The organism is Streptomyces sp. NPDC005262 (assembly GCF_042872425.1).
GTDB lineage: Bacteria > Actinomycetota > Actinomycetes > Streptomycetales > Streptomycetaceae > Streptomyces.
This window is the reverse complement of the sequence record NZ_JBIAKK010000001.1, coordinates 215,604-239,316: the sequence shown is the minus strand read 5'-3', so window position 1 is coordinate 239,316 and position 23,713 is coordinate 215,604. Positions and strand designations below refer to the sequence as shown.

Genomic DNA, 23,713 nt, shown 5'->3' with positions numbered 1-23,713 from the left:
CCCCTGCCCGTTCTCGCGGGGGTCATTCCCCCGGACGCACGGTCTTCGCTTGTGAATTTCGTGGGTGATCCCGTTTGCCGCTCAGCAGCGTAAAGCCAGCAGGCTGCTCCCGGCTACGCAGGGTGTAACGGCACGGGAACGGGTTGGACGCAAGCAGGCGGCGGAGTGTCTGTCTTGTGCCGCTTGGCCCCCGGGCGTCCGGGGGCCCCGGATACCCGGCGGGGGGACCTCAGCCGTCCCGAAGTGCGAGATGAACCACGTCGGGCACACCTTGGGCAACGCGCACCTCTTCCGTCCGTACCCCGATGAATCCGGCATTCTTCAGAGCCTGTTCGAAGGCGGCGGACGGTCGCGCGGACCACACCGCGAGCACCCCACCCGGGGCGAGCCGTTCCCGGCAGTCCGCCAGACCGGAAGCGGAGTAGAGACTTCCGTTGTCCTCGGTGACGGTCCAGTCCGGGCCGTTGTCGATGTCCAGACACAACGCGTCGTAACGGTCCGTAGTCGTACGCAGATATGTGACGAGGTCCGTCGCCAGGATCGCCGTCCGCGGATCGGCGAGTGCCGCGGCGGAGATCCGGGCCAGCGGCCCGTCCAGGTGCCAGTCGATGATCGCCTGCTCCCGCTCGACCACCGCGATTCGCCCCCAGCGCGGCTCGGCGGCGGCATGCGCCAGCGAGAAGCCGACCCCGAGCCCTCCGACGAGTACGGCCGGGTCCGTCCGTCCGGCGGGCAGCGCGGCGAGCGCGGCGTCGATCAGCAGCCGTTCGGAGCGCCCGTCCGCGGTGTCCATCAGAAAGCACCCATTGGCGATGATCTCGAAGTCGTCCCCCCGCTCCCGCAGGACGACCTCCCCGTACGGTCCCTCGCGGCGGTCGACTGTGACGGAGATGTGAGCGGTGCGGCGGTCGGCGGTCGGCATGTCCTCGGTCTCCGGTAGGCGGCGGATGGAATCCCACCATCCTCGTCAGAAGGTGCGGGTGGGGTCAGAATCGGTGGATCCGGGTGGGGCGCGAGGAGTCGAAGGGCAGGTGGCCTGCCCGCCGCTGTCCCACCGGCGCGCGGACCCCGGCGGTTAGGTGGAAGGCGGATGCCGACGCCTTCGATCTGGGCGGACGGGGCGTCGGGAGCGGTCCCGACGGCCGGGGCGGCGGCCGGACTTGCCCCGGTCGGTTCGGCGTGCAGGGCGACCGGCGGGTCCGGGCCGGAGGCGCCGGGAATGGCGGCGCCCCGCGGAATGCTGCCGTACAGGTAGGCGCTGTGCGGGTTGCGCGGCGTCGGACGCATCGGTGATCCGAAAGGCGGCCGCCTCGACCACGGGGGCGAACGCCGCCGGTACGCGGCGGGGCGAGCCTTCACGTCCGGTCGTCCCGTCGTCGGCCGGCCCCCTGTCGTCCACGCGTGTGTCGCCCATGCGGGCACTCTCCCCCGTGCGCAAGGGCGGCCGCGAATGGTTTTCGCAGGTGACGGCGAGGCGGCGGAGAGATCGCTGAGAGCGAACACAGCCCCGGGAACATTGAGCCGCTCAGAAGCATTGAGCCTGCATACCTCAACTTGAATGCCGAAGGGGAGATCATGGCTAATGAGCCCAACGCGGTCACTCCGCTGACCCTGCCTGTGCTGCCGCTCGACGACGAGGTCGTGCTGCCCGGAATGGTGGTTCCTCTCGACCTGTCCGACACCGATGTGCGTGCCGCCGTGGAGGCCGCGCAGGCAGCCGTCCGGCCGGGTGGCGGCAAGCCCGAGGTGCTGCTCGTGCCGCGGATCGACGGGACGTACACCGGCACGGGTGTGCTCGGTACCGTCGAGCAGGTCGGCCGGCTCTCCGACGGCGACCCGGGTGCGCTCATCCGTGGCCGTGACAGGGTGAGGATCGGCGCCGGGACCACCGGACCCGGGGCCGCGCTCTGGGTGGAGGGGACACGCGTGGACGTGTCCGTCCCCGAGCCGCTTCCCGGTGCCGCCGCCGAGCTGGTCAAGGAGTACAAGGCCCTGGCCACCAGCTGGCTGAAGAAGCGCGGCGCCTGGCAGGTCGTGGACCGGGTCCAGCAGATCGACGACATCTCTGCGCTCGCCGACAATTCCGGTTACTCGCCCTTCCTCACGACCACCCAGAAGGTGCAGCTCCTGGAGACCGCCGACGCGGTCGCCCGGCTGAAGCTCGCCATCCAGTGGCTCGGCGAACACCTCGCCGAGCAGGACGTCGCCGAGTCCATCGCGAAGGATGTCCAGGAGGGTGTCGACAAGCAGCAGCGCGAGTTCCTGCTGCGGCGCCAGCTCGAAGCCGTACGCAAGGAGCTGTCCGAGCTCAACGGCGACCCGGAGGACGAGTCCGACGACTACCGGGCGCGCGTCGAAGCCGCCGACCTTCCCGAGCACGTCCGTGAGGCCGCGCTCAAGGAGGTCGACAAGCTGGAACGCTCGTCCGACCAGAGCCCCGAGGGCTCCTGGATCCGCACCTGGCTGGACACCGTCCTCGAACTGCCGTGGAACGAGCGCACCGAGGACGCGTACGACATCCGCGCCGCCAAGGCCGTCCTCGACGCCGAGCACGCGGGCCTGGAGGACGTGAAGGAGCGGATCACCGAGTACCTCGCCGTGCGCAAGCGCCGTGCCGACCGCGGTCTCGGGGTCGTCGGCGGGCGCCGCGGTGGTGCCGTGCTGGCCCTCGTCGGACCCCCCGGCGTCGGCAAGACGTCCCTCGGCGAGAGCGTCGCGCACGCCATGGGGCGCAAGTTCGTGCGTGTCGCGCTCGGCGGTGTGCGGGACGAGGCGGAGATCCGCGGCCATCGGCGTACGTACGTCGGTGCGCTCCCCGGACGCATCGTCCGCGCCGTCAAGGAGGCCGGTTCCATGAACCCGGTCGTCCTGCTCGACGAGATCGACAAGGTCGGCTCCGACTTCCGCGGTGACCCGGCCGCGGCGCTCCTCGAAGTGCTCGACCCGGCTCAGAACCACACCTTCCGCGACCACTACCTGGAGGTCGAGCTCGACCTCAGCGACGTGGTCTTCCTGGCCACCGCCAACGTCCTGGAAGCCATCCCGGAGGCTCTGCTCGACCGCATGGAGCTGGTCAGGCTCGACGGCTACACCGAGGACGAGAAGGTCGTCATCGCCCGGGACCACCTGCTGCCGCGTCAGCTGGAGCGTGCCGGTCTGGAGAAGGGCGAGGTGACCCTCGAGGAGTCGGCGCTGCGCAAGCTGGCCGGCGAGTACACCCGCGAGGCGGGCGTACGCAACCTGGAGCGGGCCGTCGCCCGGCTGCTCCGCAAGGTCGCGGCCCAGCACGAGCTGGGCGACCGGGAGCTCCCGTTCAGCGTCACCGACGAGGACCTGCGGGGTCTCGTCGGACGACCGCACCACGTTCCCGAGTCCGCCCAGGACCCGGCCGAGCGCCGCACCGCGGTGCCGGGCGTGGCGACCGGACTCGCGGTGACTGGTGCCGGCGGCGACGTGCTGTTCGTGGAGGCGTCGCTGGCCGATCCGGAGACGGGTGCCGCCGGACTGACCCTGACCGGTCAGCTCGGCGACGTCATGAAGGAGTCCGCGCAGATCGCGCTCAGCTTCCTGAGGTCGCACGGCGCCGAACTGGAACTGCCGGTCGCCGACCTCAAGGACCGGGGAGCGCACATCCACTTCCCGGCGGGTGCGGTCCCCAAGGACGGCCCCAGTGCCGGTATCACGATGACGACGGCACTGGCCTCGCTGCTCTCCGGGCGGCTGGTCCGTACGGATGTGGCGATGACCGGCGAGGTGTCGCTGACCGGACGGGTCCTGCCGATCGGCGGCCTGAAGCAGAAGCTGCTGGCCGCTCACCGCGCCGGGATCACCACCGTGGTGATCCCGAAGCGGAACGAGGCCGATCTGGACGACGTCCCGGCCGAGGTCCTCGACAAGCTGGAGGTCCACCCGGTGACGGATGTCCGGCAGGTGCTGGAGATCGCTCTCGCCCCGGCTACGGCCAGGGCGGAGGAGAGGATCCCGGCCGCGGCGTGAGCGCCATGGCGTGACGGGCGTGGCATGACGTGCGCGGCCGGTCGGACGGCCCGTACCCCCGAGAGGGCGGTGCGGGCCGTTCCGCATGTCCTCGGGTGTCCACGGTCTCCGGGCAGCCGGGTGGCGGGCATGTGCTCAGGGGCGGTGCCCGGCGCCGGCTCGGACCGGGCCGGCGGCCGGGGGACCGTCACAAGGGTGTGGCCACCCTTCCTCGGTGCGTCGATGCGGTGTTCTTGTGGATCTGCCCGGTCGGGACGGGCTGCCGGGCCCTACCGGTGCGGTGGACGCGACCGGTGGCCCCGGTGACGGGGTGCGTCACCGGGGCCCGGTGGGGCGCTGCGGGGCGGGGGACTCAGCCGTTGGCGAGAGCCTGTACGCGGTCGAGGGCGCCGTTGAAGTGGTTGTGGTCGCCGACGTACGGACCGGACGACGTGTACTGCCAGATGGTGTAGTAGCTCCAGCCGGCCGGGAGTTCACCGACGGTGGTGTTGTAGCGGGCCACCCAGAGCGGGTTGGTGGCCGCGAAGCCCGCGTTGTTGCCGGTGCAGGCCTGCCACCAGCTGGTCGCCGTGTAGATGACGGCGTCGCGGCCGGTGCGCGACTTGTACGTGTTCACGAAGTCGCGGATCCAGGAGACCATGGAGGCCGCGGTCTTGCCGTAGCACTGGTCGCCGTACGGGTTCCACTCGATGTCGAGGACGCCCGGCAGCGTCTTGCCGTCCTTCGACCAGCCGCCCCCGTGGTCCACGAAGTAGTTGGCCTGGGTGGCACCGCTCGTGGTGTCCGGGGTGGCGAAGTGGTACGCGCCCCGGATCATGCCGACGTTGTACGAGCCGTTGTACTGCTGGGCGAAGTACGGGTTCGTGTAGTACGTGCCTTCGGTGGCCTTGGTGTAGGCCCACCGGACACCGCTGTTCCAGAGCGTCGCCCAGTCGACGTTGCCCTGGTGGCTGCTGACGTCCACACCTTCGGTCTGCACGGCGCGCGTGTCACGCGGCAGGCCGCCCTGACCGTCATGGGCGATGACGCCCATGCCCATCGTGGCCGATCCGCGGGCGGGTTTGGTGGTGGCGGTGGGGGAGTCGGCCGCGGTGGCCGCACCGGGCAGGGTGAGCAGAAGCGAGAGTGCTGCGAGAAGAGTTCCCAACGCCGCGAAGCGTGAGCGGCGGGTCGTTCCGGATCCGGATCTGTGCACGGGCATTGCGTGCCTCCGAGGTCTCGGTGGGGGGATCTGCCGACCCAGGGGAGCGGCTCGGCGCACCCCTGCGACATGTGATGGTGTGAACATGTCAGGAAGGACGCTACGCACGTAGACCCGCGCGGCGGAAGGGGGCCTGGGCGCTGCCGTTGGTCTACGCCTGCGAAATACTGGCGGAGCTGCGGCGATGACCAGCGGTGAAAGAAACTTTCAGCGGCAGGAAAGCTCATGAGGGGTGTTGACGTGCACGGGAGCGGAAGCGGTAGTGAACCCGGCGCGACCGGGGCAACTGGTGTGGACCACGAATTCCTGGCACTGGAGAGGGAGTTGGCCGTCTTCCTGCGCCGCGCACGGTCGAGCTCCGGCGAAATGGCGCGCGAGGTCCACCCCGACCTGGAGGCCGCGGCGTACGGACTTCTCGTGCAACTGGAGTCGGCGGGGCGGCAGCGGGCCACCGATCTCGCGGCGTACTTCGGGGTCGGCAAGGCGACCATGAGCCGTCAACTGCGCGCCCTGGAGGACCTCGGACTGGTGGCGCGCGAACCCGATCCGGCCGACGGGCGGGCCTTCCTCGTCCATCTCACCGACGAGGGACTCGCGCGTTACCGCAGCGTCCGCGACGCCCGCCGCGAGCGGTACGTACGCAAGCTCGCCGACTGGGACCGGGCCGAGGTGGCGGAACTGGCCCGGCTGCTGCACCACTTGAACACCCGCGCCGAGGAATGACACGAGCCGGGCCCGGCCCCGACCGGAGCGGCGCCGGTTCTCCCGGGTGCTCCCGGCCCCTGCCCCAGGGGAACCGCCCACGGGGGGCCCTCCATGTCGCTGGCCGGGGCCGGCCCCTGTCCGGGTGACCTACAGCACCGCGTAGACCGCCGTGGCGTCGTCATGCGTCTTGCTGTGCCGCAGATGCGTGCGCTCGGTGTCCGCGTCCTCCAGAGCCCTGACCCGGTCGATCAGCCCCTGTGGGCCCTCCTTGTGGAGCACCCCGAGGCAGGCCGTCCAGTCCCCTTCGCGGAACATCTCGGTCCAACGGCTCGCCCCGTCCGTCAGTGCGGCCAGCGCCCGCACCTCGGCGCGGGGCGTCCGCCCGGTCACGGCGCGGGCCGCCACCGAAGGGTCGGCGGCGGCGGTGAAGAAGCCGCCTTCCTTGTTGCGCACCTGTGCGTCGGCGATCGCCTCGGTGGCCAGGGAGCCCGGAGGCAGCCGGTCGAGCCGGTCGTCGAGCAGTGCGCGTACCGATCCGTCCGTCGACTCGAACAGCAGCACCGAGTCGGAGAGCACCAGGTGTTCGATCTCGCGTTCGTCCCAGCGCGCCATCACGACGGTCGCCTGCGGCGTGCGCACGTGAGAAAGGTCACAGGAGGAGCGGTGTGCGTCGGCGGTGCGCCGGATGGACTCGGCGAGGACCTCCGTGAGAGGCAGATCCCGCCGCGAACCCGACAGTTCGACCAGGGAGCCGCCCAGTCGAGCGGTGAACCACGGGACGGAGTGCACACAACCGTCGTCCCCCTGCGGCGGAGTGACGCCGTCGAGCAGGACCAGCCTCCCGCCCTGGCCGGAGGCGGGAAGTGCGGTGGCCGCCCAGTCCTCGTTGGGGCGCTCGGGGCTACCGGGGATCGTGGTGAGTTCGATACGCATACGGCAAGTCTGCACGACGCCTTCACCGACCCTGCACGAGTGCGGCGTTGGACCGTACGAGCAGGTCAGCCCACCTCTTGAGCGGCAGGAATGGCTCCGAGCGGCGTGCGGGCGGGCATCTTGCCAAAGCCTGCGCGGAAGTTCCAGCCCGCGGTCCGGGCGTGCGCGGCGACGCGCGCGGGGAGACTTGTTCGTCAACTCTGGAGTGATGTTCACTCGTTCAGGTGGCGGAGCGGTCGATGTGCGCCCCCCTCTCAAAAGCACTGGAATGGTCAGAAGCCGTACCAGGCGGTCGGGGCGCCGTTCCATGTGACCGAGCGTCACCTCTGCTTCAAGGGTGGACGAGTCAAGATTGCGAGCACCGGTGCAGAAGAAGCGGCCTCGGAGCAAGGGCAGCAAGCGAAGCGGTTCCGGGGCGACACCTCTGCCGCCGGCCGAAGGTGAGCCCACCCGGCGCACCGTACGCGTACGCAGCCGGCTGGTCGCCGGCGTCGCGGTCGTCGGTATCACCGTCATCGCCGCGGGCGCGCCCGCGGCGCTCGGTGCCTCCTCCGAACTGAACGAGTCCCAGCGGTTGGTCACGCTCGCCGAGCTGAATCAGCAGGCGGTCGCGCTCGCGCATGCCCTCGCGGACGAGCGCGACGAGGTCACCGCCTACATCGCGAGCGGCCGGGACGAGAAGTCCGGCCCGAAGACCGACGGGCCCAGCAGCCGCAGCGCTCGCGTCGACCAGCAGGTCGACGAGATCCGCGGCACGGCCCCCGCCGCGCTGCGCCGCGACCTCTCCACGATCCCCTCGCTGCGCCGTACCGCGCTCACCGGCAAGGGCTCGGCGCTCGCGGCCCATCAGGCGTACTCCGAGGTCATCGCCAAGCTGCAGGACGTCGCGGACGAACTGGCCGAGAAGACCCCGCCGCGGGCATCCGAGGCCACTCGTGCGCCCCTCGCCCTCGGACAGGCGGCCGAGCAGGCCTCGGCCACCCGCGGGCTGTTGGTCGCCGCGCTGTCGGTGCCCCGCGAAGTGCCCACCACCCCGCAGATCGACCCGTTCACCGGGCTGCCCGTGCAGCCCCAGGACGAGGGCCCGAGTGAGGACGACCGCAACCGTGACGAGCTGAGCGCCGCCGCCCAGCAGGCCAGGGTCCGCGAATTCGCCGCGCTCGCCGACTTCGACCAGGCCGCGGGCTCCACCGCCCGCGAGAAGCTCTCCTCCACCGTCACCGGGCCCGAGGTCAACAGCGCGGAGAAGTACCTCGCCGCGCTCACCGACCGCCCCGAGCTGTCGGACTCCGACCAGCAGGTCAACCGGCAGAAGGTCCAGGCGGCACTCTCCGCCCGTATCGACCGGATGCGCAGCGTCGAGTCCGCACTCGGCACCGCCCGGATCCAGCGACTCGAGCAGCTGCGCGACGACGACGTCACCGCGCTCGAACTGCACATCGCGCTGCTCGGCGGCTGTCTGCTGATCGCCGTCGGCGTCTCCACCGCCGTGGCCCGCACGCTCACCCAGCCGCTCGCCGTCCTGCGGATCGGCGCCGCCCGCCTCGCCGCGGAGCCCGGCACCGCCGAGCCGGTCCGCTACACCGGCCGCAACGACGAGTTCGCCCAGGTCGTACGGAACCTCAACGCTCTGCACGGCAAGCTGCAGGGTCTGCTCCACGAGTTCAACGGCCGGTTCGCGAACCTGGAGAAGGAGCGCGGCGAGCTGATCGCCGGACGCGAGGCCCTGTCCGTCCAGCGCGCCGAACTCCAGGTCCGCACTGCCGACCTGGCCGGCCAGCTGGAGCAGTTGAAGAACACCGTCCACCACACCTTCGTCAACCTCTCGCTGCGCACCCTCGGCCTCGTCGAACGCCAGCTCGGCGTCATCGAGAGCCTGGAGGAGCGTGAGCAGGACCCGGAGCGGCTCGCCACCCTCTTCAAGCTCGACCACATGGCCACGGTCATGCGCCGCCACAGCGAGAACATGCTGGTCCTCGCGGGCGCCGAGCACGGCCACGGGCACTCCGGGCCGATCCCGCTGGTCGACGTCCTGCGGGCGGCCGTCAGTGAGATCGAGCGGTACGAGCGGGTCACCATCCAGTCTCTCCCGCCGCACGCCCAGATCGCCGGCTTCGCCGCCGACGACCTCAGCCACCTGGTCGCCGAGCTCCTGGAGAACGCGACCTCCTTCTCGCCGCCCGACTCCCATGTCCAGCTCTCCGGCTGGCTGCTGGAATCCGGCGAGGTGATGCTCTCCGTGCAGGACGAGGGCATCGGGATGTCGTCCGTACGGATGGGCGAGCTCAACGCCCGGCTGGCCGACCCGTCCTCGTTCGAGGCGGGCCGGCAGAGCTCGGACGGAGCCGGCCTCGGACTCCAGGTGACGTCGCTGCTGGCGGCGCGCCACGGGGTGCGGGTCCAACTGCGTGAGCAGAAGGGCAGCGGCGTGACGGCGGTCGTCGTGCTGCCGCAGGCGCTGCTCCCGAAGGCGCCGCCGACCGCCACCCCGCCGCCGGTACGGGTACCGGGGGATGCGCCCGCGCTGAACCTGCCGGGATCGGTGGCCGAGGCCAACTCCAACTCCCTGCCGGGTCGGACGCTCGCGCTGCCCGGTGACCCGCTGATCGCCGCGGCCGAGCAGTCGATCCGCGACGCGGGAGCGGAGCCCGGCGCCGAGCCGGTGCCCGCGCCCGCACCGGGTCCGGCCGCAACCGAGCCCGTCGCGACCGAGCCGCCCGCACCTGAGCCGCTCGCCGCCGAGACCGAGTCCGAGACCACGATGCAGGTCCGGCTCCCCGAGGTCCCGGAGTTCCGGGAGGACCCGCCGGCCCCCACGGCCCCGGTGGCGTCGGACCCGTACACCATCGGACCCGACCGCCACGAGCGCACCGCGGACGAGAGCCAGGAGCCCTTCACCCCTGCCGCCCCGGTCGTCACCACCATCGCGGAGGCCTTTCCCGGCCCCCGGCAGTCGGAACCGCAGCAGCCACAGGGCGAACGCGTCACCGACAAGGGGCTGCCCAAGCGAACCCCCAAGGTCGTGAAGCCCGCCGCCGCCCCTGCCACCGAGCGCAAGGGCAGCCTGGACAAGGAAGCGCTGCGCCGTCGCCTCGGCGGCTTCCATCAGGGCGCGAAGGACGGCCGCCGCGATGTCGAGGCGGAGATCGCCGATGGCGTCGGCAGCGCTGCCGGCACCGGCCCCGCCCTCGGCGCCGACCGGAGCGAACGCACCGCACAGACCGACCACACCGAGCTGGCAGACCGTTCCGGCGGTCGAATCGATGACACGGGGGACACAGTCGAGGAGGCACGCAGTTGACTGCGCCCAGCACATTCGGGCTGAGCACCGAGGCCCGGAACCTTCATTGGTTGCTGAGCAACCTCGTCGAGGAGGTGCCAGGGGTCCACTCGGTCACCGTCGTCTCGTCCGACGGACTGATGCTGCTCTCCTCCGACCCGGGCCACCACGCAGCCAGAGCGACGGGCCGGCAGGACGGCCCGAGGGGCTCCAGCGCCGACCTCGCGACCATCGTCTCCGGCATCGGCTCGCTCACCATCGGCGCCGCGAAGCTGATGGACAGCGGTGGCGTCAAGCAGACCATGGTCGCCATGGACGAGGGCAGCGTCTTCGTCATGTCGATCAGTGACGGCTCCCTGCTCGGCGTGCACGCCACCCCCGACTGCGACATGAGCGTCATCGCCTACCACATGGCGCTCTTCGTCGGCCGTGCCGGACACGTACTCACCCCCGAACTCCGCAGTGAACTGCGCAAATCGATGGAGAGCACCCAGTGATGCCCGCTGCTGAACCCGCCCGCAGGCTCCCCGTCCGCGGTTCCGACCGACGGCCGGCCCGGGTCCGCCCGTACTCGCTCACCGGCGGCCGCACCCGCTTCGGCCACGTCCTCCTCGTCGAGACGTTCGTGGCCGCGCTCGAAGCGCCGGAGGAGCGCCGCGAGCTCACCAACGGCAACCTCACCGCGCGCGTGATGCCGGAGCTCCAGGCCATCGTCGAAATCTGCCGCCGCATGCGTACGGTCGCGGAGATCTCGGCCCTGTTGAAGATGCCGCTCGGCGTGGTCCGAGTGCTGCTCAGCGACTTGGCCGACCAGGGAAAGATCCGTGTGTACGGGACCGGTCACGGCACCGGCCAGCCCGACCGCGCACTGCTCGAAAGGGTGCTGAATGGACTCCGCCGTCTCTGACTCGCTGCTGTCCGCCCCGCGTCAGCCGGGACCGGAGAGCCAGACCGAAGAGTCACTGCAGGCATGGCAGCTGGACCACACCAGGGCCCCCATAGCCACGAAGATAGTGGTCGCGGGCGGGTTCGGCGTCGGCAAGACGACCTTCGTGGGATCCGTCTCCGAGATCACCCCCCTGCAGACCGAAGCGCTGATGACCCAGGCCAGCGAGGAGACCGACGACCTCACCGCGACGCCCGACAAGGTCACCACGACCGTCGCGATGGACTTCGGCCGTCTCACCCTCGACGACGACCTCGTGCTGTACGTGTTCGGCACACCCGGACAGCAGCGCTTCTGGTTCATGTGGGACGACCTGGTGCGTGGCGCGATCGGAGCGGTCGTGCTCGCCGACACCCGGCGGCTCTCCGACTGCTTTCCCGCGCTCGACTACTTCGAGAGCTGCGGACTGCCGTACATCGTGGCCGTCAACCACTTCGAGGGAACACCCGGATTCGAGCCGGAGGACGTCAGGGAGGCCCTGACCATACCCCTGCACATACCCGTTGTGATCATGGACGCGCGTAACAGGATCACGGTCGTCGAGTCGCTGCTGGCACTTGTGGGCCACGCTCTTGACGCCACACCCGAATAGAAACAACACGCGCACGTACACGTACACGTAACGGAGAACCGCGATGCGGAAGATACTCATAGTCGGAGCCGGGCAGTCCGGTCTCCAGCTCGCCCTCGGACTGCAGTCCAGTGGATACGAAGTCACCCTGATGTCCAACCGCACGGCCGACGAGATCCGGTCCGGCCGGGTCATGTCGACGCAGTGCATGTTCGACACCGCGTTGCAGCACGAGCGCGACCTCCAGCTCAACTTCTGGGAATCCCAGGCCCCACGCATCGAGGGCCTCGGCGTCTCGGTCGCCGCTCCCGACTCCTCGCGCGCCATCGACTGGGTCGGCAAGCTGGACGGCTTCGCCCAGTCCGTCGACCAGCGTGTGAAGATGGCCGGCTGGATGGAGACGTTCGCCCAGCGTGGCGGACAGCTCGTCATCCACGGTGCGGCCGTCTCCGACCTCGACTACTTCTCCCGCACCTACGACCTGGTGATGGTCTCCGCGGGCAAGGGCGAGCTGGTCTCCATGTTCGGCCGGGACGCGTCCCGTTCGCCGTTCGACGCCCCGCAGCGCGCACTGGCCGTCGCGTACGTCCACGGCATGGGCCCGCGCCCGGAGCACCCCGAGTTCGACGCGGTCCGCTGCAACCTGGTCCCGGGCGTCGGCGAGCTCTTCGTGATGCCGACCCTGACCACGTCCGGCCGGGCCGACATCCTGTTCTGGGAGGGCGTCCCGGGCGGCCCGCTGGACGTCTTCCAGGGCATAAAGGACCCCTCCGAGCACCTCGCGAAGACGCTGGAGCTCATGGAGCAGTTCACGCCGTGGGAGTACGCCCGTGCCACCAAGGTCGAACTGACGGACGCCAACGGCACCCTGGCGGGCCGTTACGCCCCGACCGTCCGCAAGCCGATCGGCCGCCTCCCCGGCGGCGGTCTGGTGCTGGGCGTGGCGGACGTGGTCGTCGCCAACGACCCGATCACCGGCCAGGGCTCCAACTCGGCCTCCAAGTGCGCCGACGCGTACCTCCGGTCGATCATCGAGCACGGCGACCGTCCGTTCGACGCGGACTGGATGCAGTCCACCTTCGACCGCTACTGGGACACCGCGCAGCACGTCGTGAAGTGGACGAACGCCATGCTCGGCGTACCGCCGGAGCACGTGCTGAACCTGATCGGCGCCGCCGGCCAGCTCCAGCCGGTCGCCGACCGCTTCGCCAACGGGTTCGACAACCCCGCGGACTTCGACAACTTCTTCTTCGACCCGGAGAAGACGAACGCGTACCTGGCCCAGGTCTCCGGGGCTGCATCTGCTGCCTGACCTGCGAAGCAGTAGATAGCGTTGGTCAGTGTTGGTCGCTGTGGGCCGTCCTCGGACGGCCCACAGACGGCCTGGCACGTTGCTATCGATAGCAACCCTGATAGCGACCGGAACGACGTTTGACCAGGCTGGTAGCCAGAGCGGCTGAAGTACCTGCTCGGCGATCTGAGTTCCCGTGCGGGGGGCCATGGCGTGTACATCCGCTGCTGTCACGGCCCCGTCGTACCGAGCGTCACCCCCCCGTCACCGCAACTCTGCACGGTCCTGTTCGTCCTTTTCACGGTCATCCGTGGGCGGGCCCGTCAGCCGCCCGCAGGAGGTTTGAGCAGCCGCCAACGGCAGCGAGTGACCCTGCCGGCCGGCTCCCGCTCGCAGCCGTAGGCGATGGACAGCGCAACCTCGATCCGCGATGCTGCCTTGGCCATCATGCGCCAGTGGTGGCTGCACTGTGTGGGGGTGGGGATTGTGAAGCAATCGCAGTCGGAGACTGTGCCGCCGGAGCGCATCCGTTACCGGTATACGCGTCTCCAGCACGTACTGCCTGTTCTGCCCATCCTTGTCGTCGTCTGGGGCACGAAGGCCTGGGATTGGATGACGTGGAAGGCGACCGGGGCCGAGATGGCCGAGTCGTTTGGTATGTGGGTCCCCGCGCTGCTCCTGCTGCTGATCACCGGGCAGTACTTCGGCGTCACTCTCAAGGAGTCGACGGCCGTCGTGCACAGCCTCCGCCGCCGGACCATCCAGTGGTCGAACGTCCAGGCCATCCGCGTCGAACGCTTCCAGGGGGCCCAAATCGTTGCGATCTACGAAGCGGGTGGCCGTCGTACTCGCCTGCGGGCACCGATCACCGGGTTCCTCTGCTGGGATCGGGAGTTCGAGGAGAAGTGCCACACCATCGACAGGTGGTGGCGAGACCACCGCGGCCCGGATTGGTCGCCCGTTCTTCTTCCGGGGGCGCAGTTGAGCGGCCCACCGGGTCCCGGCGGGAACCCTTTCGCCTCTCCCACGTAGTCGGGGCGCTGGTCCACGTACCCTCGGGCGGTGAGGGGGCCGCTCCTTCGGGTATGGGGCGCCCCGACCGGGAGACGTTCCGAGACGGCTTCCCTCCTGGCGGGGGCGAACCGCCTCCTGGATTGCCCGTAGTCAGTAGCCACTAATCCGTAGCCGGTAGGCAGTGGATGCGAGGCAGTGCGAAGTGGCCTCGGCCCAGGGGATCGACGCCTTGATGCGGATGTAGGTCGCGACGACGGTGCGCCACCAGCCAGTGGGCAGGCACCTTGCCACCGCTGACAAGTCAGCGCGGCCGCCCGGGCGGCCGCGCTCGCGTCGGGAGGGCCGAATCCTGTCGGCGCTCACGTCCCGAACCTGGAGCCTGCCCTACGCGCCGGTGGGGGCGGACGACGCGCTGTATCCCGTGTCCGAGCCGTCCGACGCATCCCGGGGCAGCTCCGGCCGCTCGTACGTGCGCAGCGAAGCGTTCTCCGGATCCGGCCGCACGGCGCCGAGCAGCGGGTTCGACGCCACCGGTGAGACCTTCACCCAGCTCCCCGGCCGTGGCGCCTGCACCACCAGGCCGTTGCCGATGTACATCGCGACGTGCGTGGCCTTGGGGAAGTAGATCACCAGGTCACCCGGGCGCAGCGCGTTCAGCGGCACCTTCCGCAGCCGCTTCCACTGTTCCTGCGAGGTCCGCGGAATGGGCCGGCCCGCGGTCGCCCAGGCCTGTGAGGTGAGACCGGAGCAGTCGAACGACCCCGGCCCTTCCGCACCCCACACGTACGGCTTGCCGACCTGCCCGATCGCGTAATTCACCGCCTCGCCGCCCTCCTCGGACGGCTGCCGGGACGAGGACAGGGCGCCCGAGGCGATCAGCGCGCGCTGGGACTTCTCCGTGGCCTGCTGCTCCAGCCGGGACATCTGGGCGATCTTTTCGGCGGAGAGGGTGGCCAGCAGCTTCTCTACGTTGCCCAGCCGCGCCCGCACCTTGTCGCGCTGCTTCTTCTGCCGCGTCGCCAGCACCCGCTGTCTGTCGCGCACCTTGCGGGAAGCGGTGGCGAGGCCGTCGGCGCGCTTCGCGGCGTCGGTGAGCCGTTCCACGGTCGCGGCCCGGCCGGCGGCCACCCGTTGGATCACATGCCCCTGGTCCAAGGCGTGTTCGGGATCGCGGGCCAACAGCAGCTGTGCGTACGAGGAGAAGTCGGACCGCCCCTGGTACTGCTCACGGGCCAGCCGCCCCGCTTCGTCGTGGCTGCGGGACAGTTCGAGCCTGGCCGCGGCGAGGGCCGAACCGAGCCGTTTCGCCTCGGCGGTCCGCTTCTTCAGCTCGGCCACGGTCCCGTTGTACTTCTCGGTGGCCTCCTCCGCCTGCCGGTACAGCGTGCGCAGCTCGGTCAGCAACTCGGCGATGCTCTTGGCCGAGTCAGGGCCCTTGCCGGTGGCCACGTTCGAGGGACCGGGGTCCGGTGCCACGGGGGCGGCAACGGAGGGGGAGGCCATGACGAGGGCGGCGAGCGCCGCGGAGCAGACGGTGCGCAGGACCGTGCCTGACACGGGATCACCTCCGGTGACGGGGCGATCGCGGGACTACCCCATGAATGAGCGCGACACCCCCATACGGTCACCGGGTGCCGGGTGATGCAAGAACCCCGCGGCGTGGCGGCCGCGGGGTTCCCCCGGAAGGCAGGTGTCCGCAGGCTCACGCCACCGGGAAGGCGTAGAAGATCCGTTCGCGCTGGACCACGGCGGTCTTCCCGAACGCCAGCACCCGGTACGGAGCGGTGACCGTGCGCCCCTTCGGATCCTGCACGCCGATGTCCTGGAACTTCCACAGCCGCCGGCCGTCGGCCGCCGCGAACGCGGTGACCTGCGCGCCTCCGGCGGCCAGCAGGGTCTTGCCGGAGAGGCTGACGGTGACGGCCGGCGCGGCGCCGCCGGGCGCCGCCTCCGTGGACCGCCGCCAGCGCAGCTTTCCGGTGACCCGGTCGACCGTGCCGACTTCCTGGTTGCGGTCGGTGGTGTGCAGGAGTGTTCCGGCCGGCACCGGGGTCCCGAACGCGGAGCCGGCGGTGCCGTTCAGGGTCCACTCCGGCTTGCCGCCGGGCATCTCGAACGACTGGAGGTCGTCACCCACCGCCGCGTAGAGCAGACCCCGGTCGTCGCCGACGGCCGCACCGTCCGGCCCGACCTTGCCGAACGACTTGGTCCACAGCAGCTTTCCGCTCTCGCGGTCGAAGCAGCGGAAGACCGCCTTGCCCTTTGCGGCCTTGACGTCTCCCGGAGTGAGCGTCGCACTCTTCTGACGTACGACGATGTCGTCCGGCCGGACGGCGATCAACCGGTAGGCGGGGGCGGCCGATTCCCGTCCGGTGGGTACGGAGGTCCGCCACACCTCCTTGCGCTGCACGACGTCGTACGCGAACAGGAACGACACGACGGCCTGGGTGTCCTTGCCGGGCTTCTTGCCTTTCTTCGGCTTCTTGGCCTTCACGGTGACCTTGTGGGAGCCGGTGAACCAGATGACCGGCCCGGACTGGCCGATGATGTCCGACACCGTCAGATATGGCGTGTCCTCGAACCCGTCCTCGTAGGCCACCCGGTGCGTGACCTGCCCGTTCGTGGCTGACAGCCAGAGGAACTCGGACGGCCCGGCGACGAAGCACAGATCCTCGCCGGCGGACAGGGCCGCCTGCCCCTTGGCTCCGTCCGCACACTCCCAGACGCGGCGGCCGGAGCGCAGATCGATCCCGACGGCCTGCGTGTCGCCGGTCAGGACGAGCAGCCGGTCGAGCCAGAGGGCGGCGGTGAGCGGCGCGGGCTCGGCCTCGGGATGCGTGTACACCCAACGCGGCTGCGGCGGCAGCCCGGCCACGGTGGGGCGCGTGGGCGCCGGCGCGGGTTTGGCGTCGTCCTGCTCCTCGGACCCGCCGGACTTGAAGGCGAGCACGGCCCCGCCCCCGACGACGAGCCCGGCAGCACCGGCGACGCCACCGACGAGCAGGGTACGGCGGTCGAGGGAGGAGGCTGCGGGAGCGGCATCGTCGGCCGGACCGGCAGGGGGAAGGGAGGGAGGGGGAGCGGTGGGGGTTGTCGCCGGGGTGGCCGATGCGGGGACGGCGGGTGCCGGCGCGGCCGGTGTCGTGGGAGCGGGAAGAGGCCGTGGCACGAGTGGCGCGACGGGCGGCAGGCCGGTGGGCAGTTCGGCCGGAGGCCCGCTGCGCTCCCGCGGGATGGACAGTTGGGTGGTGGGCCGGTCGGGCTCCGGCGCACGGGGGCTGCCGACGCTGCCGATGCGAGTGGTCCGGACATCGTCGTCCCTGGTGGCGGGAGTGTCGGGCCGGGAGTCGGCGGGTCCGTCGGGGGCCGCGTCGGCAGAGTCGTGGCCGAGGGGGCCGAGCAGACTGTGGGTCGGCGAGTCGACGGGGGTGCCGGGGGCTGCGTCGGCCGGACCGTCATCCGGATCCGCCGTCAACTTCCGTACGTTTCCGGCCTGTTCCATGATCACGCGGAGCAGCGGCTCCGGCAGCCAGCCGCCCTTGGCCAGGCCCGCCGCACCCTCCAGTGCCAGTTCTGCCGCCACCGTGCCCGCAGTCGGCCGGTCGGCCGGGTCCTTGGCCAGGCAGCGCGCGATCAGGCCGCGCAGTTCTTCCGGGACCGCGTCCAGTTCCGGTTCGGTACGGGCGATCCGTTCGGCGGCCTCCGCCGCCGGTCCGTCGGCGAGCGGGGTCGTCCCGGTCGCCGCGTACGCCAGCAGCAGTCCCAGCACGAAGAGGTCGGAGGCCGGTCCGGCCTCCTTGCCCTCGACCTGTTCCGGGGTGAGATAGCCGAGCCGTACGGACAGCTGCCCGCCCGGCCGGGCCTCCGCGTCGGCCGCCGCGCCCAGGGGGCCGAAGGCGGTGAGCCGGGGCCCGTCCTCGGCCAGCAGCACCGTCCTGGGGGCGAGCCCTTCCAGTACGGCCCCGGTGGCGTGCACCCGGGAGAGGGTTTCGGCGATGCCCGCGCCCAGTATCCGCACCGCACGCTCGGGGAGCGGACCCGCGAAGTCGATCGCCTCGGCGAGCGTCACCGCCGGTACGTACGTCACGGCCGTCCACAGCTGCCCGTCCGCGGGTCCGTTCTCGTCCTCGTCCGTGTGTTCTGCCGTACGGGTGATGATCTGTGGCTGGACCCAGCCACCGGCCAGCCGGTCCGCCGTGCGTGTCTCCGCCTCGAAGCGGCGGCGGAAGGCAGGGAGTGCGGCGAGTTCGGGGCGGGCCGCGGTGATCACGACGGTGTCGTCGAGGGCCGCGTCGTACGCGAGGTACCGCACGGCGCTTGCGGTCTCGCGGAACCGCGCCACCACGGTGTACGGACCGAAGCGGCGTGGATCGTCCTGACGCAGCGCCTCCATGGCGCACCCCCTTGTGACCGTTCTCGTGACCATGGATCCGTCGATCTTAGAGGGTCCGGTGCGCGCAGCCGGGATGCGCGCGGGTCAGTTCGGTTTCGACCAGGGCCACTTGGGAGTGTGGCGCTCGCGGCCCTCCGGGGCGTACTCGTACACCCAGCCACGCTGCACACCCAGCCGCTTGGAGTATCCGGCCGGGACCCGCCGGTATGTGTACACGGTGGCCGGTCCGCCGCCGGCATCCGGCACCGGGACCTCGTACCACTTGGGCGGATGGCCGGTCGCGCCGACGAGGACAGGCAGGACCCGCCTGTCCAGCGGGCCGCCCCTGAAGGTGGTGTTCTCGCTTCTCACGCCCCCAGTCTGACCCAGGGGCGTGTTCCGGCACTCAGTCCGGGGGCAGCAGGTGCGCCGCTTCGGCGACCACCGGGACGAGCCGGGCGGCCAGCCGCCCGGCCGGGCCGTCGGCCGTCTCCAGCGACAGCAGCTCCGCCACCACGGACGCCGTCTCCCGGTCCGTCGCCGCGGTGGCCGCGAGCAGGGTGATCAGCTGGTCGACCAGCCAGGCGCGCAGATCGTCCGCCGGGGGCTGCTTCTCCTCGTCCAGCCAGATCAGGGAGGCCGCCTCGACGGCCGCGATCCAGGTCCGCACCATCATCCGCAGCCGGGGGCCCGGTGCCTGGGTGTCTCCGCGGCCGAGGTGGAGCAGGATCTGTTCGGCCGCGGCCCGCCGCACCTCGTCGACGATGGCCGTCGTCCGGGACGTCTCCGCGACGCTGCCGCCGCGCAGCAGCGCACTGAACCCGGTGTCGTGCTCGTCGACGAACGCGAGATAGCGGCCGAGCACCCGCGCCACCCGTTCGGTGGGCGGTCCCACGGGCGGCTCGGTGAAGCACAGCTCCAGTTCGTCGGCGGCGGACCGGAGCGCAGCCTCGTACAACTGCTGCCGCCCACCGGGGAAGTAGCGGTAGACGAGAGGGCGGGAGACTCCGGCGGCCGCCGCGACCTCGTCGAGCGAGACCTCGTCGGGGGCCCGGTGCGCGAAGAGGGCGAGGGCCGCACCGAGGAGTTGCGTGCGGCGCTCCTCGACGCTGAGCCTTTGGTACGCGCGGTTCGTCGGGGCTGCGGCAGCAGAGGTCATACCTCGAAGCGTAAGCCGTCCCCTCGGCGTGGGGAGCCGGGTCAGGCCAGCAGGCCCGAGCTCTTCCACAGCCTGCGTCCGACCCCGTTCAGCACACCGATGTCGTCGAGGAAGTCCGTCAGCCGCTTCGCGCCGGTCTGCATGACCTCCGTCCGGTGGCCGCTCGCCTTCACCTGGGCGACGGCCTCGCGGCGGTCCAGGCCGACGTTCTCGTACACCTGCGGGTTGACGAAGCAGACGGAGAAGACGCGCGCCGCCTCCCCGCAGCTCAGCCGGGTGAACTCGCGCTCCCAGCGAGGTGCGGTGACCATCTGCCGGCGCAGCTCCTCGCGGGCGTAGCGGACATGCCGCGCCTCCTCGACCACATGGATCCGGGTCACGCCGCGCACCAGCGTCTGGACGCGCTCGTCCGGGAACGTCAGCCGCTGCATCCAGTCCAGGATCTCCTCGCCGAGCAGGGTCGCGGCGAACGATCCGGGCGTGGTGGACACGGTCTTCAGCACCCGCGCGAGGTTGTGATAGACGCGCGGTACGGGGTAGTTGGGCGCCTGGCCCCACTGGATCATGCGGCCGAACATCATCGAGTGCCGGCACTCGTCGGCTATCTCGGTGAGTGCGTAGCGGACATGGTTGCTGGTCACGGGCTTGTCATAGATGTGCCGGACCAGGAGCTGCATCAGGATGATCTCGAACCAGATGCCGAGCGAGGCCAGCGACGCCGCCTCGTGCCGGGCCAGGTCCATCCGCTGCTCCTCGGACATCTTCCGCCACAGCGGGGTGTCGTAGAGCGAGACGAGCTCGGGGGGCCAGAACCACTTGCCGTCCTCGACGGCCGAATCCCAGTCGAGCTCGGTGTCCGGGTCGAAGGAGTGCTTGGCCGACGACTCCAGGAGGCGTTCGGCGATCTGCTCGCGGTCCCGGAGCGGGCCGAGTGCGTCGCGAAGCACCTGCACGTCGCGTTCGGTCACTGTCGTCATGGCTGAGGGCACCTCACACGTGGGTTACCAGCGGTCACCTCTTATGAGACTGCCTGTCAGCAAGACCGTCAATCCCTTGCGCACGACTTGTTGACCCGGCGTCTACCAACGTGTGAACCTGCCAACTGACTTAACCGCCACGGAATTTATCGAACCACGCGAGGCGAAGGAGCCGTCCGTGTCGACACACGACCTCTACACCACCGCCCCCGAGGAACCGCTGTGGCAGGTGCCCGCCTCCGGCGCCGCCCGCTTCAGCTGGGAGTACGACGACGGCCGCGAGCGCCTCCTCGCCCTCTACCAGAAGGGCAAGGACAAGCAGTGGGACGGCAACAAGCGCATCGACTGGAGCCTGGAGGTCGACCCCGCCGACCCGCTCGGCACCCCGGACGAGGCACTCACGCTGTACGGCACGCCGCACTGGGCGAAGATGACCGAGAAGGACCGGGGCGAGCTGCGCAAGCACTACACCTCCTGGCAGTTCAGCCAGTTCCTCCACGGCGAGCAGGGCGCCATGGTCTGCGCGGCCAGGATCGTGGAGTCGGTCCCGGATCTGGACGCGAAGTTCTACTCCGCGACCCAGACCATGGACGAGGCCCGGCACGCGGAGATATACGGCCGGTTCCTGCACGAGAAGGTCGGGATGCTCTACCCGGTCAACGACAACCTGCAGGGTCTGCTGGGCGACACCCTTCGTGACTCCCGCTGGGACATGCCGTACCTCGGCATGCAGGTGCTCATCGAGGGGCTCGCCCTTGCCGCCTTCGGCATGATCCGCGACACCACGACCAAGCCCTTGCCCAAGCAGATCCTCGCGTACGTCATGCAGGACGAGGCCCGGCACGTCGCCTTCGGGCGCATGGCGCTGCGTGACTACTACAAGCAGTTGAGCGACGCCGAACTCCGCGAACGCGAGGAGTTCGTCATCGAGGGCTGCTACCTGATGCGGGACCGGCTCAGCGGCGTCGAGGTGCTGCAGAACTTCGGCATAGGCAAACAGGAGGCCAAGGAGCTCTCCGAGCACTCGGAGTATCTGCAGCTCTTCCGGAAGCTGCTGTTCAGCCGGATAGTGCCGTGCGTCAAGGACATAGGACTGTGGGGCGAACGGCTCCAGAAGGCCTACGTGGACATGGGCGTCTTCGAGCTGGGCGACTCCAACCTGGACCTGCTGATGGCCCAGGACGAGGAGATCGCCGAACAGCTGGACCGCGACCGGTTCGCGGCGGAGGAACAGGCCCGGGTGGCGGAGGTCGAGGACGCGATAGCGGACGGCGCGGCGTAGGCGGCCCGCGACCGGATCCTTCAGCGGCCGGCAGCCGGAGGCCGGCCGCGAGAGCGCCCACCGAAGCGCCGCCGCCCGTACCGGCTCCTGCGGCAGTGCGGCGGGCGTTGCCGCGACGCCCTCGGCGGTGACACACGGACGTCGTGGCACAGTTCCGCGACAACTCGGGCCGGACGCTGCCCGCACGCACCCAAAAGGGATGTACACCCGCCGCCCCGGGCGCCAGGATTGCCCTCATGACGCCCCCGCGCGCAGACCTGGCGGCCGCCCGCCGAAGCCTTGAAGGACTCTCACTCGGTGATGCGTTCGGGGAGCGATGGTTCCCGCTCTTCCGCCCGCCCCAGCAGGCCCGCAACGAGATCCGCGCCCGCCGTACTCCCGCCGAACCTGTCTGGCACTGGACCGACGACACGGCCATGGCCCGCGCCCTGCAGCGCGTCCTCGACGACTACGGCGAGGTCGACCAGGACCGGCTCGCGACCTGCTTCGCCCTGACGTACGACATCGACCCGGCCCGCGGCTACGGCCATGGCATGCACATCCTGCTGCCCGAGCTGCTCACCGCACCGGCCGACTGGCGCACCCTCGCGCCCGGTCTCTTCGAGGGCGGCAGCCTCGGCAACGGCGCCGCCATGCGGGTCGCACCGCTCGGCGCCCGGTTCCACGCGGACCTCGACCATGCCGCCCGGCAGGCGCAGTTGTCGGCCGAGGTCACCCACGCCCACCCGCAGGGCGTCGCGGGCGCGGTGGCCGTGGCCGTAGCCGCCGCACTGCAGGTGCGGGGCGGGTTCACGTTGACGGCGGTCGCGGACCGTACGCCCGAAGGGCCGGTACGGGACGGAATCCGGCGCGCCGCAGCCGTACCGTTCACCACCGAGGCGTGGAAGGCGGCCGATCTGCTCGGCAACGGGCAGCGCATCCGGGCCGACGACACCGTCCCGTTCGCCCTGTGGACCGCGGCCCGGCATCCGGGCGATCTGGAAGCGGCTCTCTGGGCCACCGCCGAGGGCTTCGGCGACGTCGACACGACCTGCGCCATCACCGGAGGGGTCGTCGCCGCGGCCACCGGGGTCGACGGCGTGCCGGCCCAGTGGCTGCGCAGTCGTGAGCCGTTGAGCTGAGCCGGCCACCATCTCCGGTATGTGGGGCCGGATCAGGATGCCCGAGTTCACCCGGGACAAGATCCTGGAAGGGGCCGCGGGGGAGAAGAGCATGACCGTGGTCGTACCCGCCAGGGAGATCACGCCCGACGGATACGACATCACGGTGGCCTGTCAGGTCGTGACCTCGAAGGACGCCGGAGTGACCAGCACCATCCCCATGTGCGCCTGGGGCGACGACAACACGGCGGCCTTCGTCGCCCTGGTAACCCCCAAGACCGCGGTCCAGGACCCGAAGAGCATCGACCTGGAGCAGGCGGCGACGGACACGGCCGAGGTCAGGGCCGAGTCGCGCAGGCCGATCGGCTGATCAGCCCGCGGCGGCCGGGGCCGGAAAACCGGTCCGCAGGGTGAACGCCCGCTCAGTCGGACCGTGTTCACGCAGATGCCGCAGACGCTCCTCGGCATGCTGCACCGTCGGGCGCTCACCCGCCGGCACCCACCACAGGGCGGTCATCGCCTCCGTCACCCGCTCGAACCACTCTCGGCGCCGGGCGAGGAGCTCGCGGTGCCGCCCTTGGTACATGAAGGCCGCAAGCGCCTCCATGTCCTGCCACACCGACATGTTCACGATCAGCCAGGAGTCGCCGAAGACCGGTATGTCGGTGGCGTTGCCGGTCTCGCTCCGGAGCCGCCAGATGAAGCCGGCGGCTCGGTCGGCGACCGCGTTGACCGGATCGAGAGCATCGACGAAGTCCTTCAACTCGGGTGAGTCCAGCTGGAATCTGAGCCGGGCGATGTTCACCTGCGCGAGTTCGTGGCCGGGCTGCGGCGCGAGAGATGTCATGGCCGCACAGTAATCAGCGCGCTCCGCGCCGCACGGACC

The 23,713-nt window shown here is 70.6% G+C and carries 20 protein-coding genes; 11 read left to right on the top strand and 9 right to left on the bottom strand.

Going from position 1 to position 23,713, the window contains the following annotated elements:
- Positions 1 to 229: 229 nt before the first annotated feature.
- Positions 230 to 922, bottom strand: a complete 693-nt coding sequence (locus tag ACFYP5_RS00985; RefSeq protein WP_389028829.1) for a spermidine synthase — start codon at positions 920 to 922, stop codon at positions 230 to 232.
- Between the two features lie 653 nt (positions 923 to 1,575).
- Between ACFYP5_RS00985 and lon the strand changes: the two genes are divergently transcribed.
- Complete coding sequence (gene lon / locus ACFYP5_RS00980; RefSeq protein ID WP_389028826.1) at positions 1,576 to 3,996, top strand: endopeptidase La; 2,421 nt, start codon at positions 1,576 to 1,578, stop codon at positions 3,994 to 3,996.
- 352 nt (positions 3,997 to 4,348) lie between these two features.
- On the opposite strand, the gene ACFYP5_RS00975 is transcribed toward lon, so the two are convergent.
- Positions 4,349 to 5,197, bottom strand: a complete 849-nt coding sequence (locus ACFYP5_RS00975) for a lysozyme (RefSeq protein ID WP_389028823.1) — start codon at positions 5,195 to 5,197, stop codon at positions 4,349 to 4,351.
- Between the two features lie 225 nt (positions 5,198 to 5,422).
- Between ACFYP5_RS00975 and ACFYP5_RS00970 the strand changes: the two genes are divergently transcribed.
- Positions 5,423 to 5,920, top strand: a complete 498-nt coding sequence (locus tag ACFYP5_RS00970) for a MarR family winged helix-turn-helix transcriptional regulator (protein WP_389028820.1) — start codon at positions 5,423 to 5,425, stop codon at positions 5,918 to 5,920.
- Positions 5,921 to 6,049: 129 nt separating this feature from the next.
- On the opposite strand, the gene ACFYP5_RS00965 is transcribed toward ACFYP5_RS00970, so the two are convergent.
- The gene (locus ACFYP5_RS00965) at positions 6,050 to 6,835 is read right to left on the bottom strand and encodes a hypothetical protein (RefSeq protein ID WP_389028817.1); all 786 of its coding nucleotides are present in this window, start codon (positions 6,833 to 6,835) and stop codon (positions 6,050 to 6,052) included.
- 364 nt (positions 6,836 to 7,199) lie between these two features.
- Here ACFYP5_RS00965 and ACFYP5_RS00960 point away from each other — a divergent pair, with 364 nt between their 5' ends.
- The 6 genes from ACFYP5_RS00960 to ACFYP5_RS00935 all read left to right on the top strand — a co-directional run bounded on the left by ACFYP5_RS00960 (position 7,200) and on the right by ACFYP5_RS00935 (position 13,955).
- Positions 7,200 to 10,136 (top strand): nitrate- and nitrite sensing domain-containing protein, encoded by a 2,937-nt coding sequence (locus ACFYP5_RS00960; RefSeq protein WP_389030672.1) that lies wholly within the window; start codon positions 7,200 to 7,202, stop codon positions 10,134 to 10,136.
- Positions 10,133 to 10,612, top strand: a complete 480-nt coding sequence (locus ACFYP5_RS00955) for a roadblock/LC7 domain-containing protein (RefSeq protein ID WP_389028814.1) — start codon at positions 10,133 to 10,135, stop codon at positions 10,610 to 10,612. Before ACFYP5_RS00960 ends, ACFYP5_RS00955 begins: the two co-directional genes overlap by 4 nt.
- Entirely contained in the window at positions 10,612 to 11,022 is a 411-nt protein-coding gene (locus tag ACFYP5_RS00950; protein WP_389028811.1) for a DUF742 domain-containing protein, read from the top strand. The genes ACFYP5_RS00955 and ACFYP5_RS00950 overlap by 1 nt, the downstream gene beginning before the upstream one ends.
- Positions 11,003 to 11,653: an ATP/GTP-binding protein gene (locus tag ACFYP5_RS00945; protein ID WP_389028809.1), complete on the top strand. Its 651-nt coding sequence runs from the start codon at positions 11,003 to 11,005 to the stop codon at positions 11,651 to 11,653. Before ACFYP5_RS00950 ends, ACFYP5_RS00945 begins: the two co-directional genes overlap by 20 nt.
- A 43-nt stretch (positions 11,654 to 11,696) precedes the next feature.
- A complete protein-coding gene (locus ACFYP5_RS00940; protein WP_030915821.1) occupies positions 11,697 to 12,944 on the top strand; it encodes a styrene monooxygenase/indole monooxygenase family protein in 1,248 nt (415 codons plus the stop codon).
- Between the two features lie 384 nt (positions 12,945 to 13,328).
- Positions 13,329 to 13,955: a hypothetical protein gene (locus ACFYP5_RS00935; RefSeq protein WP_389028806.1), complete on the top strand. Its 627-nt coding sequence runs from the start codon at positions 13,329 to 13,331 to the stop codon at positions 13,953 to 13,955.
- 366 nt (positions 13,956 to 14,321) lie between these two features.
- Here ACFYP5_RS00935 and ACFYP5_RS00930 read toward each other — a convergent pair whose 3' ends face one another.
- The 5 genes from ACFYP5_RS00930 to ACFYP5_RS00910 form a co-directional block, all read right to left on the bottom strand.
- On the bottom strand, positions 14,322 to 15,494 hold the full coding sequence (locus tag ACFYP5_RS00930) for an NlpC/P60 family protein (RefSeq protein WP_389028803.1): 1,173 nt from the start codon (positions 15,492 to 15,494) through the stop codon (positions 14,322 to 14,324).
- A 145-nt stretch (positions 15,495 to 15,639) separates the two neighbouring features.
- A complete protein-coding gene (locus ACFYP5_RS00925) occupies positions 15,640 to 18,330 on the bottom strand; it encodes a PQQ-binding-like beta-propeller repeat protein (RefSeq protein ID WP_389028801.1) in 2,691 nt (896 codons plus the stop codon).
- 84 nt (positions 18,331 to 18,414) lie between these two features.
- On the bottom strand, positions 18,415 to 18,681 hold the full coding sequence (locus ACFYP5_RS00920; protein ID WP_389028798.1) for a hypothetical protein: 267 nt from the start codon (positions 18,679 to 18,681) through the stop codon (positions 18,415 to 18,417).
- A gap of 34 nt (positions 18,682 to 18,715) precedes the next feature.
- Positions 18,716 to 19,468: a TetR/AcrR family transcriptional regulator gene (locus ACFYP5_RS00915; protein ID WP_389028796.1), complete on the bottom strand. Its 753-nt coding sequence runs from the start codon at positions 19,466 to 19,468 to the stop codon at positions 18,716 to 18,718.
- A 41-nt stretch (positions 19,469 to 19,509) separates the two neighbouring features.
- Positions 19,510 to 20,445, bottom strand: coding sequence for a diiron oxygenase (locus ACFYP5_RS00910; RefSeq protein ID WP_389028793.1), 936 nt, complete (start codon positions 20,443 to 20,445; stop codon positions 19,510 to 19,512).
- A 178-nt stretch (positions 20,446 to 20,623) separates the two neighbouring features.
- On the opposite strand from ACFYP5_RS00910, the gene ACFYP5_RS00905 reads away from it, so the two are divergent.
- The 3 genes from ACFYP5_RS00905 to ACFYP5_RS00895 all read left to right on the top strand — a co-directional run bounded on the left by ACFYP5_RS00905 (position 20,624) and on the right by ACFYP5_RS00895 (position 23,197).
- Positions 20,624 to 21,727: a ferritin-like domain-containing protein gene (locus ACFYP5_RS00905; protein ID WP_389028791.1), complete on the top strand. Its 1,104-nt coding sequence runs from the start codon at positions 20,624 to 20,626 to the stop codon at positions 21,725 to 21,727.
- Between the two features lie 236 nt (positions 21,728 to 21,963).
- A complete protein-coding gene (locus ACFYP5_RS00900; RefSeq protein WP_389028788.1) occupies positions 21,964 to 22,848 on the top strand; it encodes an ADP-ribosylglycohydrolase family protein in 885 nt (294 codons plus the stop codon).
- A 37-nt stretch (positions 22,849 to 22,885) separates the two neighbouring features.
- Entirely contained in the window at positions 22,886 to 23,197 is a 312-nt protein-coding gene (locus tag ACFYP5_RS00895) for a hypothetical protein (protein WP_389028785.1), read from the top strand.
- On the opposite strand, the gene ACFYP5_RS00890 is transcribed toward ACFYP5_RS00895, so the two are convergent.
- Entirely contained in the window at positions 23,198 to 23,674 is a 477-nt protein-coding gene (locus tag ACFYP5_RS00890; RefSeq protein WP_389028783.1) for a DUF3291 domain-containing protein, read from the bottom strand.
- Positions 23,675 to 23,713: the final 39 nt, after the last annotated feature.